This is a genomic window from Nocardia sp. NPDC058666 (genome assembly GCF_042714895.1).
Classification (GTDB): Bacteria; Actinomycetota; Actinomycetes; order Mycobacteriales; family Mycobacteriaceae; genus Nocardia.
This window is the reverse complement of record NZ_JBHXRY010000015.1, coordinates 99,557-110,843: the sequence shown is the minus strand read 5'-3', so window position 1 is coordinate 110,843 and position 11,287 is coordinate 99,557. Positions and strand designations below refer to the sequence as shown.

10 protein-coding genes are annotated in these 11,287 nt (G+C 66.5%); 2 read left to right on the top strand and 8 right to left on the bottom strand.

Features of this window, described 5'->3' with window-relative positions:
* Positions 1-241 precede the first annotated feature (241 nt).
* Positions 242-1,072, bottom strand: coding sequence for a hypothetical protein (locus ACFWVD_RS25115; protein WP_379246748.1), 831 nt, complete (start codon positions 1,070-1,072; stop codon positions 242-244).
* A gap of 297 nt (positions 1,073-1,369) precedes the next feature.
* On the opposite strand from ACFWVD_RS25115, the gene ACFWVD_RS25110 reads away from it, so the two are divergent.
* Positions 1,370-2,146, top strand: coding sequence for a GntR family transcriptional regulator (locus ACFWVD_RS25110; RefSeq protein ID WP_379246746.1), 777 nt, complete (start codon positions 1,370-1,372; stop codon positions 2,144-2,146).
* On the opposite strand, the gene ACFWVD_RS25105 is transcribed toward ACFWVD_RS25110, so the two are convergent.
* From ACFWVD_RS25105 to ACFWVD_RS25095, 3 genes are all read right to left on the bottom strand, one after another.
* Complete coding sequence (locus ACFWVD_RS25105; RefSeq protein ID WP_379246744.1) at positions 2,143-3,600, bottom strand: threonine/serine exporter ThrE family protein; 1,458 nt, start codon at positions 3,598-3,600, stop codon at positions 2,143-2,145. The genes ACFWVD_RS25110 and ACFWVD_RS25105 overlap by 4 nt on opposite strands.
* Before the next feature lie 154 nt (positions 3,601-3,754).
* Complete coding sequence (locus tag ACFWVD_RS25100; protein ID WP_379246742.1) at positions 3,755-4,873, bottom strand: NAD(P)H-dependent flavin oxidoreductase; 1,119 nt, start codon at positions 4,871-4,873, stop codon at positions 3,755-3,757.
* 44 nt (positions 4,874-4,917) lie between these two features.
* Positions 4,918-6,276: a wax ester/triacylglycerol synthase family O-acyltransferase gene (locus ACFWVD_RS25095; RefSeq protein ID WP_379246740.1), complete on the bottom strand. Its 1,359-nt coding sequence runs from the start codon at positions 6,274-6,276 to the stop codon at positions 4,918-4,920.
* Between the two features lie 268 nt (positions 6,277-6,544).
* On the opposite strand from ACFWVD_RS25095, the gene ACFWVD_RS25090 reads away from it, so the two are divergent.
* Positions 6,545-7,564 carry a ParB/Srx family N-terminal domain-containing protein gene (locus ACFWVD_RS25090; RefSeq protein WP_379246738.1) on the top strand — a complete coding sequence of 340 codons (1,020 nt, stop codon included), beginning with the start codon at positions 6,545-6,547 and terminating at the stop codon, positions 7,562-7,564.
* Between the two features lie 58 nt (positions 7,565-7,622).
* Here the strand turns inward: ACFWVD_RS25090 and ACFWVD_RS25085 are convergent, their stop codons facing one another.
* The 4 genes from ACFWVD_RS25085 to ACFWVD_RS25070 all read right to left on the bottom strand — a co-directional run bounded on the left by ACFWVD_RS25085 (position 7,623) and on the right by ACFWVD_RS25070 (position 11,097).
* Complete coding sequence (locus ACFWVD_RS25085; protein ID WP_379246736.1) at positions 7,623-8,621, bottom strand: hypothetical protein; 999 nt, start codon at positions 8,619-8,621, stop codon at positions 7,623-7,625.
* Positions 8,618-8,761: a hypothetical protein gene (locus ACFWVD_RS25080; RefSeq protein WP_379246734.1), complete on the bottom strand. Its 144-nt coding sequence runs from the start codon at positions 8,759-8,761 to the stop codon at positions 8,618-8,620. The genes ACFWVD_RS25085 and ACFWVD_RS25080 overlap by 4 nt, the downstream gene beginning before the upstream one ends.
* Positions 8,762-8,908: 147 nt before the next feature.
* Positions 8,909-10,600 (bottom strand): cutinase family protein, encoded by a 1,692-nt coding sequence (locus tag ACFWVD_RS25075; protein ID WP_379246732.1) that lies wholly within the window; start codon positions 10,598-10,600, stop codon positions 8,909-8,911.
* 236 nt (positions 10,601-10,836) lie between these two features.
* Positions 10,837-11,097: a chorismate mutase gene (locus ACFWVD_RS25070; protein ID WP_379246730.1), complete on the bottom strand. Its 261-nt coding sequence runs from the start codon at positions 11,095-11,097 to the stop codon at positions 10,837-10,839.
* Between the last annotated feature and the right edge of the window lie 190 nt (positions 11,098-11,287).

Here is an 11,287-nt window from a genome sequence, read left to right as displayed (position 1 = left end):
TGGGGCTCCCGTTGCTCTCCGTTTTGGCTGTCTTCCCTCCCCCCCCCCCCCCCCCCCCCCCCCCCCCCCCGGGCCGCTACCGCCGCTTCGCGGCGGACCCTCCCTATGGGTCGGGTGTGCGGGGCTGGGAGAGTGCGGACGGCCGGATCTGTTGTGGCGCAGTGTAATTGCGGGGCAGGCTCGGAATGGGCGGATTAGCTGGCGTGCAATGCGATTGCGGGGCCGGCTTTGAAACGGGGGATCAGTTGGCGCGCAACGCAATCACAAGGCCGTCTTTCGAGCACACCGACGGGGTTGTGGTGTCTGGTTGGGCGTTGCACTGCCAGCCTTGCACCACAACGGAATCCGAGGGGGCGATCGTGGTGACGTAGGCGGTGGCTACGTTGATGGCCTCGGTGCAGCCGGGGCGGCCTGCGGTGTTGCCGATGGCGATTACGTGGCGGGTGGCGCCGCCGGCGTCGGTGACGGGGCCGCAGTTCACGTCCTCTACGTCAGGGGAGGGGGCGGGCGGGACGCTGCTGGTGGTGGTCACGGGGGGCTTGGTCGGGTCGACCGTGCGGACGGGGGTGGGTGCGGGTGGGGGTGGGGAAGCGGGGGCGGCGTCGCCGCGTAGGCCGATGGTCAGGCCGCCGTTGAAGCAGATGTGGGGGACTGCGGTGTCGGGTTGGGGCTCGCAGGTCCAGCCGTCTACTGCGGCGGCATCGCCGGTGCGGGGCACGTCCAGGTAGTCGGACACGACGTTGATGGCCTCGGTGCAGCCGGGGCGGCCCGCGTCGGAGGCGAACGCGATGACGTGGGCGGTCGCGCCGTTGCCGCCGGTGACCGGGCCGCAGTCGACATCGGTCAGCGGGGCGGGCGCGGGAGCGGGCGGATGGGTGGGGCTGGGGGGCGGCAGGGGTGCGGCCGAGCTGCCGGTGAGCTTGGCCGCGGAAGTGGTCGCGGTTGTCGTCGGTGCCGCGGTGGTGCTCGAGGCGTGCGCCGAATGGTCTTCTTTGTCTTTGCTACAGCCGGACAGGCCTGCGATCAGGGCGAGTGCGGTAACCGCGCTCGCTGCGAGCCGAGTGGTTCTCACATTTTCCTCCGTGGATGTTTAGCTGCCCTGTTGCCTGCGTATTCAATCACGGTGTGCGCGACGCTGTCTGATCCAGATGAGCGCGTTATCGGGCGATATTTTCCCCGGTCGGGCCTCGGGCGCGACACGATCGACAGGATTGCCCACTGCTTGCCGAACATCCCGTTCGGTCGGTTCCTGATGGTGAACGGCCACGGACGTGAACCGCCCCACAGCGTGCGCAGGTGCGTGCGGGCTGGGGTTTCACCGCCTAAACTGTCTGGGACGTAGCCGATTCGTGAACCGAGAGGTGTCTTCATGGGATCCCGGACGGTGGTCGCCGACGTCGCCGATGAATTGGCGCGTCGCGTAGCCACCGGCGAATATCGGCCAGGCGATCTCATGCCGTCGGTACGCCAGGTCGCCGAGGAATTCGGCATGAACCGCGCCACCGCGCAACTCATCCTCGGCCGACTGGAGTCCTACGGATTCGTGCAGGCCCGACGCGGCAAGGGATTCACCATCCGGGACGTGCGCGTCGAGGGCGGCATGGACGTCTATCGGCACCTGTTCCGGTTCTCCATCACCGCCCCCGCCGTGGCCGCGGAGATGTTCGCCGACATCGTCGAGGTGGAACGCGGCATCGTCGGCGAGGCGCTGCTGGCCTACACCCTCGGCCCGAAGGTGCTCGATCAGGTCGAACTCACCGCCGCCGTCGACGCACTCGAGGCGATGGCCCGTCGGCCCGAACCCGACCACATCCAGATCATCGAGGCCGAGATCGCGCTGGTCCGCAAGCTGCTCGGCGTGCTCGGGATGACCATGCAACGCGCGGTGCTGAATTCGATCGCGGATATGGTCGTGGAAGTTCCCGAGGCCGTGACCGCCTATTTCGCCGTCGCCGCCGACCTGCACGTGCTCGTGTGGCGGGCGCTGCTGGCGATGTGGGATGTCGAATCCGCGCCCAGCGAAGCGCAACTGGCGCTGTTCGACGACCTGTTCACGCTGTACCACCAGAAGGTGACCGCGCGTTTCGACGAACTCGTCGGCGAGGCACCGGTGGGCACGGTCACGCGATTGAGCTCGGCGGTCTAAGACCCGCTGTCTGAGTCGGATTTCTTCGCAGCGTCGGCCGAGGCGTGATGCCACGGCAGGTGATGCGGAAGATTGTGCGGCATGGATTTCAAGATCGTGCCCAGCTCCGGCGTATGCGCGGTGGCCAGCCCCGATCCCACCATCACCCCGAGCGCGATCGACATCACCGACAGCAACGCCGAGACGAGCACTTCCAGACTGCCCGCGGCACCGGAGTTGTTGTTGTGCATCACCAGATCGGAGATCCCGGTGAGACTGATCCCGCCGGGCACCAGCATCCAGAACGCGGGCAGGAACGCCACCTGCGTGGGCGGTGCGTGCTTGCGCCGTTGGATCAGATACGCGGCGTTCACCGCTACGAGCCCGCCGAGGAAAGTGCCGGTCAGCGGCCCGGACACGTGCTTGCCGAGGAACTGCGCCGCATAGGTGACATACAGGACCAGCAGCAGCCAGCCCACCGAGTTCGCCGGCGCGCTGGACCGCCACGAATGCCCGTACCCGATCAGCAGCACCCCGAGTATCGGTGCCCACCAACCCAATTGGGCGTGGCTGACCGGTACATCGGACAGGTGCCCGAGCACACTGATCCCCACATAGGAACCCAGTGCGAGCAGAAACAGCATGTTGATGCCGTAGACCACCCGGCTGGCACCGGCCACCATCGACCCGGTCGCCAACTCGATCGTGCCGTTGGTGAGCATCGCCCCCGGTAGCAACGTCGCGACCGCCGGAATCAGCAACTGCTGTGGTTGCCCACCGGCCAGCGTGCCCGGAAACGCGAACGCGAGCACCGCGACCACCGCCGACGCGACCACCGGCAACGCCATCGACAGCAACTTCACCTTGTCGGCGAGTTGGGTCAACACGCCGACCACCAGGCCGAGCACCACGTAGCCGATGAGGGCCTTTGCCCCCGGATTGAGCATCATGCCCACGCCCACGGTCAGCACCACCTGGCCGACCAGGATCAGCCACGGTGGACTGCCGGGTTTCTGGGTCAGGAGTTTGTCCAGCGACTTCGACGCCTCGCTCGGCGGTGGCGCGTCGTCCTGGATCTGGTCGATCAGTCGGTACAGGCCGGCGATCTGATCCAACGGCAGCGTGCCCACCCGCGCGTCGAGCATGTCCAGCGCGGAACCGTCGTCGGTGTGGACCCGCACGAACACCGCGGTCGGCAGCACCATGAAGTGGATATTGTCGGTGCCGTAGCGGCGCGACAACTTGTCCAGAATGGTCTGGACCGCCGCCGAGGTCTCACCGGCACCCACCAGCGCCACGCCGATGCGACACAGCAGGTTCAACAGATCGGCGGGCACGGGCGGGTCGGCCGGTGGTTTGTGATGCGTGGGCTTGGGCGGCGCCTTCTCGTATTCGGAACGGACCTTGGCGATGGCGTGAGTGACTCGGCGCCTGGCCACCTTCCAGGTCTTGCTCGCGTATTCCTCCGAAGCCATGTCACCGCCGTCCGCAACCGTTGGGCAATGCCGCGCGACGGTGATCTCGGTACCGCCCCGCAGGTCAGATATGCCGAGTGTAGTAGCTGTTGCGCTCAGTGGGCGGACCCAGCAACCTGCGGAGTCCGGTTCCTGAGCTCCGGTAGCGGGGGCGTCAGCCGTTCAGGGCAGTGAGCCGATCACACGCGGTGACGTACTCCTGCACCAGGCGGTTGATCACGTCGGAGCTGCGTTCGACCTTGTTCATCATGCCCACCACCTGGCCGACCGGGTTGAAGTTCACGTCCCGCGCCGCCTCGGGGTAGCGATGCCCGCGCTTGACCCCGTCCAGCGCCACCATCATCTGCAACGGCATGGGCAGCGGGTCGGGAGTGTCGGTGGACTCCCACGCGTCGGTCCAGTCGTTGCGCAGCATGCGGCACGGCTTGCCGGTCCACGACCGCGAGCGAATCGTGTCGTGGCTGGACGCCTCGAGATACGTATCCATCTGCGCGGGTGGCACATTCGCTTCTTCGACGGTGAGCCACAGCGACCCGGTCCACGCACCCGCCGCGCCCATCGCCAACGCTGCCGCGACCTGCGCGCCGTTGCCGATACCACCGGCGGCCAGCACGGGCATGTCGCCTACGGCCTCGATCACCTGCGGCCACAGCACCAGCGACGACACCTCGCCGCAGTGCCCGCCACCCTCGGTGCCCTGACACACCGCGAAGTCCAGGCCCGCGGCCTTGTGGTTCATCGCGTGTTTCACCGACCCGCACAGCGCGCCGATCACCCGCCCCGAATCCTGGATCCGCTTGACCACGTCGGCGGGCGGGGTGCCCAGCGCGTTGGCGACCAGCTTGGCCTTGGGGTGGTTCAGGATCACGTCGACCTGCGGGCCCGCGGTGGTGGCGGTCCAGCCCAGTAGCTCGTTGTGGTGCTCGCCGTCGGGCAGTGCGGGCACGTTGTGGTCGGACAGGATCTGCTGGGCGAAGTCGCGATGGCCCTGCGGAACCATCTGCGCCAGTTGCTTTTCCAGCTGTTCAGGGGACAGGTCGTCGATGCCCTTGCCCTCGTACTTCGACGGGATCACCAGGTCGACGCCGTAGATCCCGGTGACGTGTTCGTCGAGCCAGGCCAGCTCCACCTCGAGCTGTTCGGCGGTGAAACCGACCGCGCCGAGCACCCCGAGCCCGCCCGCGTTGCTCACCGCCGCCACGACGTCGCGGCAGTGGGTGAAGGCGAAAAGGGGGAACTCGATGCCGAGCTGTTCGCAGAATTCGGTACGCATACCGAACTGTAACACGTTCTAGTTTGCCCTCGAAGGGGAAATTTCTACAGCGCCGCGTCCTCCATCGCGGTCAGCGAATCCTCGAGATGATCGAGCAATCGATGCAGGTCCGGCAGGGTGCGACGGCAGCCGACCAGGCCGAAATCGAGGTTGTCGCCATTGGAGGTGAGCGTGATGTTGACCGCCTGCCCGTCGAGCGGGATCGACAGCGGATAGGTGGCATCCAGTCGAGAACCGTTCCAGTACAGCGACTCCCGCGAACCCGGCACATTCGAGATCACGATGTTGAACGGCGGCGTGGCAAGCGACGCGAACCCCGGCAGCAGCATCGCCGCCAACGGACTCAACATCACCCCGGCCATCGCCAACGTCTGCGTCGGCGTGAGCGAGCGGTACACCTCTTTGTTGCGACGCGTGGACTCGCTGATCACCCGGAGTCGTTCCAGCGGATCCGCCACATCGGTACCCAGATTGCACAGCAGCGCAGCCACTTTCACGCCTTGGGTATCGACATCGTCTTCTTCGCGCAACGACATCGGCACCAGCGCGATCATCGGCTTGTCCGGTAAAGCGTTGCGCTCCAACAGATATGACCGCAACGCCCCCGCCGACATCGCCAGCACCACATCGTTGACCGTGGCACCGGTGGCCTTCTTGACCTGCTTCACGCGATCCATCGACCAGCTCCGCACCGCGCATTTGCGCGCGCCGCCGATCGGCACATTGAACAGCGTGCGCGGCGCTTCGAAAGGCAGGGTCAACTGCTGCTGCAGCAGTCCGGTGCGGGTCGCCTTCATCAACGCGGTGGTCGACGAACGCGCCGACGACACGGTATCGATGATGCTGCCCAGTCGAGACTTGTTGCTGCCCAACGCTTCCGGGCGCTGCTTGCGCGGCAGGTTCCACGGGCGCATGAAGTCGGTCGCGAACGGATCGGTGGTCAACGTGCGGCGCATGATGCGCTGCGCGGACACACCGTCGACCAGGGAGTGGTGCATCTTCGAATACAGCGCGAACCGTCCGTCGGCCAGGCCCTCGACGAAATGCAGCTCCCACATCGGACGATGCCGGTCCAACAGCCCGCTGTGCAGGGCCGAGGTGTGGTCGAGCAACTGGCCGATGCGGCCCGGCGCGGGCAGGGCGCTGCGCTGCACGTGATAGTCCAGGTCGACGCTGTCGTCATGGGTCCACGCCATCTGTGGAGCGCCCAGCCACGTGGCCGGACGCTTACTGAACGTGGGCCGAACGTCCTTGTCGGCCAACAGCGCATCGCGGAACTCGCGCAGATATTCGGGACCGGCATCCTCCGGCGGTTCGAACAGCTGCAGCGAGCCCACGTGCATCGGGTGCTCACGAGATTCCGCGAGCAGAAAAAGCGCATCCAACGGCGCGATGAAATCCATGACAGATCGCCCCCTGACGAGAGTGGGTTCGTACATGTGTGTTGTCGATCGACCACGCTGTCGGGTTCGGCACCCCTGCGTGCCGTATACCCAAGTTACCCGGCCGTACGCAGTCGCGTCACGCGAACGATCAGACCATGACCTACGACATGGTGTTCGCCCGATGTTCAATTCGCGGATCAGTGCCGGACGTTCGCGGTGATTACAAACAGCGGGCCGCGTCCACACGGGTGCGGCGACGTTTCGCCGTAGTAGGAGTTCTCGCCGTATGCACACCACTTTGCGCCGAACAGTGACCATGGTCGCCATCGCGGCCGGTCTGTTCGGATCGACCACCACGCTGACCCAGGCCCAGCCCGGCAACGGCAACTTCCCGTGCGCGCCCGGCAACAGCAACCCCGGCAACTACTGCGACGCGAAGGTCGACCAGCTGGTCGAGGTGTCGCTGGCCGACCTACACCCCACCCAGCCGTCGCTGGGCCACGACGAGGTGTTCTACAAGCTCGGCCGCTACACGCAGGGCAAGGACGCGATCAACAAGCAGTTCGACGACTGGTGTGAGGACAACGGCCAGAAGGAAGCCGCGTCGGCCAATCCCGGTGCGCGCCTGTCGGATCCGAGCTCGTTCAGCTGCAAGGTCGCCCTCGGCGCGGAGACCCCGGCCACCATCGCGAAGATGAAGACCGCCGTGGTCGGCCCGCACGGCGACCTCTACCTCACCGACGGCCACCACTCCTTCACCGCCTACACCGAAACCCCCGGCGCAGGCCCGAACACCCGCATCCGCGTGCGCATCACCGGCAACCTGTCCGACCAGAACCCCGCCGCCTTCTGGCAGACCATGCAGCAGAAGGGCTGGACCTGGCTGCGCAACGCCGCCGACCAGCCCATCGCCCCGCAGCAGCTGCCCACCAAGCTCGGGCTCGCGCAGTTCGGCAACGACCCCTACCGCGCCGCACTGTATTTCGCCCGCGACATCAGCTACACCCAGGACGGCGGCCCGGCATTCCAGGAGTTCTACTGGGGCCGTTGGCTGCGCGCCCAGACCGACCCGGCACTGCGCCCCGAAGGCGCCAACATCGCCGACCACGCCGCCTACCTGCAGCTGATCCGCAACATCGCCACCGCGATGGTCGCGCTCGACCCGAATGCCGTTGTGAGCGACGGGAAGACCGCGGCGCAGCTGGGCAAGATGGCCGCGTTCAACGAGAAGGAATTCGCCAAGCTGGCCAAGCCGTTCAGCGATGAGAAGCCGGGCAAGTTGGCTTACATGCTCGCCTTCAAGTAGTAGTCGACGAAAAGCGGGCCGCGACAGTAGATGTCGCGGCCCGCTTTGGTGTTCGAGGTCAGACTTTGACGGTGTGAGCGTCGCGCGTGTCGGCGGTTTCGCGCGGATCGTCTTCCCGCGGTGCTTTATTCGAGTGCGGCGCCTCGGCTGTCTCTGGGTGCTGCTGAGGCTCGATCGGCTGCTGCTGGGTCGGCTGCTGAGGCTCGGTGTACTGCTGCTGGGCCGACTGCTGGGGCTGGGCCGACTGCTGGGGCTCGGCCGACTGCTGCGGCTCGGCGTATCGCTCAGATTCGGCGTTTTGCTGAGGCTCGGCCGGCTGTTCAGGCTCGGCGTACCCCCTGGGTGCGGCCGGCTGAGTCGGGCGCTCCGGGGTGACCTCCGCGAATTCGACCTCCTCCGAACGAGTGTCAGCTACCACCGGCTGCCGCACCGCAACAGCCTCGACACCCTTCGACGCGATCTCGATCCCCAGCTCGATCCGCGTGATCTCCACCAACGCCCGCTCCTGCTCGGCCGCATGACGCATCGCCTTCTGCCACAGCGACGCCATCTCCTCGAGCTCATCGACGGTCGCCTCCACGTCGATGTGCAGCTTGAGCCGCTGCATCGTGATGTGCTGGGCGGCAGTCAACGTGCGCAGCAGGTCTTCACACTTGTTCGGAATCCGACGATGCGCCACCACCCGAAGGCGCGTCAGCATGCTGTTGGGCCCCTCCCAGATCACCTTGTGAATCTGCGCCCCGACCCGATCGATCTCATCGACGGTCACCAGATCCCACTCACCGCAGGTGGTCAGATCCGCGCGCACCGACGCCGAGGTCTCCAGAATCGAAGCGACCGCGGCCAACACGGCCTCCCGCCGCCACGCCTGGTGATCGCGCTGGTCACCCACCATGTTCGACAGCTCGACATGGCGCTGCGCGGCATCCAGCGCCTGCCGCCCGCGCTCGTCCGCGGCCGCGATGCCGTCACGGTGTGTTCGGTTGTTGGCCAGCACGCCGACCAGAACTGCACCGGCGACGGGGAGCGAGCCGAGGAGGGGAAGCCACTGAGTCACCCAGCGATCATTGCACCGGTACCCGCAACAGTCACCATGATCGGCGCGTCGCACCCGAAGTTCGGTGCGCGGGCGCGGTGCTCGACGTCGACCAGCGGTGCGATATCCGAGTCATCGGGCAGCCGTGACGTGATGCCCACCGGGTGCTGACTGGCGTAATCGACCAATGTGCGGCCCTATTGACCGATATTCGGGCCGAAGGCGGTCGAATTGGTCGATTACGCCAGTCGCATACAGAAAACCCCGGCGGGCCAGCGCAATGCCGACCCGCCGGGGTTTCTTCGTGACTAGTTGGCCGACGGAGTGGTTGTCGGAGCAACTGTGGTGGTCGGCGCGACCGTGGTGGTCGGGGCGACGGTCGTGGTGGGCGGCACGGTCGTCGTCGGGGCGACCGTGGTTGTCGGCTCGGCGGCCTTCTTGGTCGGGGGCTCGGTCACCACCGGTGCGGTCGTCGTCGGCGCCACCGTCGTGGACGGCGTGGTGGTCGACGGTTTCGTGGTGGTGGACTTCGACGTGGTCGGCTTCGGCGTAGTCGTGGTCGCCTTCGACGTGGTCGACGGTGCCGTCGTAGTCGTCGCCGGCTTGGTCGGCGCGGCCAGCGCGGCTGCCACCGACGCGTCGTCGGGCGCGGCCTTGGTGTCGACGGTCTCGCCGGCCTGCGCCTGCTTGGCCATGTTGGTCAGCCACGCCGCCGCGTACTCCGCCGAGGTCAGCGGCTTGCCGTTCGCGGCGTCGGAGTCACGCCAGTAGTCGAAGTGGTGACCGGTGCCGTTGGGGCCCAGCGTGAGCTGGTACGGGTCGTTCATGATCACCGGAATCGTGTTCTGGTTGGTCACGATCAGCCCGACGATCTCGTTGAAGATCTTCTGCGGCAGGTACGCCAGCGCCGAGACCTGCTCACCGGCGATCGCGTCGGCCTTCACCGGCGTGGTGGTCTGGCCCGGCTTGTAGTCCGGGTCGGAGACCTTCAGCATCACGTCGAGGAAGGTCTCGTCGCTGGCCATCCAGTTCGGGTTCGACCCGATATCGGCGAACGCGGCCATCGCCATCCGACCCAGCATGAACGCCATGTCCTGACCCATCGCCGGGGTGATGCCGGCCAGGCCGTTGCGCTCGAGGTCGGCGCGCTCGAGTTCGTCGATATTGATCTGGCGACCCACATTGGCGGCCAGCTGCAGCAGCGAGATGTTCTCCGGGGCCGCGCAGGTCAGGTCACCCTCGGAGCAGAACGACGCGATCTTGCCGTTCAGCGCACCGAAATCGGCGCCCGTGGTGATGCCCGAACCCGAGACCGGCTTGCCGCCGTTGGAGTAGTTCTGGTCGAAGTTGTCCGGGCGGTTGGGGTCCGCGGCGCCGAGGAAGGTGCCGTCACCGGCCTTGCGACCGGGGTCGGCGAACATCACCACGCCGAGCACGTCGTCCGGGTTCACCGTGGTGTACCCGTCGGCGGGATCGTCGTTGCCGATGCCCTCCGCGACCCGACGCGCCACATCCGCGCCCTCGCTGTACCCCACGATCGAGAACTTGGTGTCCGGGCACGCTGCCGAGATCTCCCGCATCACCTGCTGCGTGTTGGCCACACCCGCGTTCACCGCGTCCTCGTACGACGCCAGATCGGCCGGGTACGCGATATACACCGCCGCGTAGTCACCCTCGGCCACGTCATCGCGCGGCGCGTTCACCACCGGATCCACCCACACACTGCTGTGATCCCCCGACAACGCCGCGGGCAGCGGATTCCCGTGCGCATCCAGCAGCATCGCGGTAGTGCCCGCGACCGGCGTGTCATTGCGCCCCGCCACCGAGATGGTCACCATCTCGCGACACTCGGTCACCGACGTCGTCAGCTCATAAACAGGCGACGCGGGCTGCGAAGTCACAGCGAACGAAGCGGCCACAACAGCCGCGACTCCCAACGCCGCCGGAGCGGCAACTGCCGAAGCGATGCGATGTTTCGCAAGAAACTCACGCACATTCATGTGATGTCCCGTCCGAACGACCTACAGGTGGGCAGGCCCCCCGAAGGGCCGCATGTCACGAACAATGTCGCGCCCATCAGCCAGATCGTTACTACCCGGAACAGAACCCACCGCCCCCATTTCCGGGGTCATGCGCTGTTGCTATGGAGAACCGTCAGTCGACGCCGATGATCGGCGGAGTCGGTTGCTGTCGGCGCAGGGCGCTTCGTGATCAGAACGAGTCCGACCCCACTGCCTCACTGGCCGACGGCGTGATGCTGCCGCTGGATCTCGATGAATTCGTCGACCATGGTGTCGAAAACACTCAGCACCAGCTTCGGCGCCAGTCCGTGCTCCTCCGCCAACTCGGTCAGCCGCGCTGCCATTTCCGCCCGCCGCTTCGGCGCATCACGCTTGAACTGCGCAGCCTGCAACACCAACGGCTGCCGCTGCCCGAGCAACGCCACGATCTGCGCGTCGATCACATCGATCTCCCGCCGAACTTCTTCCAACGACATGCAATCCCCCTCGTTCCCAATGCGACGCCGCGAGCTTACCGTGCCGAGCCGCACGCCACTTCCCCACGCAGACAACGACTTCCGACAACTTCTGTCCACTGTCGGGCAAGGTTCGCGACGGTACGCCCTCTTGCGCGGGAGGCAGCGGGCGCCGATGACTTATCGGCGTCGCCTTGGCGGTTCGGCCGAA

Bases quoted from the DNA above. Each gene is read 5' to 3' on its own strand.
- ACFWVD_RS25110 (WP_379246746.1), top strand. From the start codon at position 1,370: ATGGGATCCCGGACGGTGGTCGCCGACGTCGCCGATGAATTGGCGCGT.
- ACFWVD_RS25105 (WP_379246744.1), bottom strand. From the start codon at position 3,600: ATGGCTTCGGAGGAATACGCGAGCAAGACCTGGAAGGTGGCCAGGCGC.
- ACFWVD_RS25100 (WP_379246742.1), bottom strand. From the start codon at position 4,873: ATGCGTACCGAATTCTGCGAACAGCTCGGCATCGAGTTCCCCCTTTTC.
- ACFWVD_RS25095 (WP_379246740.1), bottom strand. From the start codon at position 6,276: ATGGATTTCATCGCGCCGTTGGATGCGCTTTTTCTGCTCGCGGAATCT.
- ACFWVD_RS25090 (WP_379246738.1), top strand. From the start codon at position 6,545: ATGCACACCACTTTGCGCCGAACAGTGACCATGGTCGCCATCGCGGCC.
- ACFWVD_RS25075 (WP_379246732.1), bottom strand. From the start codon at position 10,600: ATGAATGTGCGTGAGTTTCTTGCGAAACATCGCATCGCTTCGGCAGTT.
- ACFWVD_RS25070 (WP_379246730.1), bottom strand. From the start codon at position 11,097: ATGTCGTTGGAAGAAGTTCGGCGGGAGATCGATGTGATCGACGCGCAG.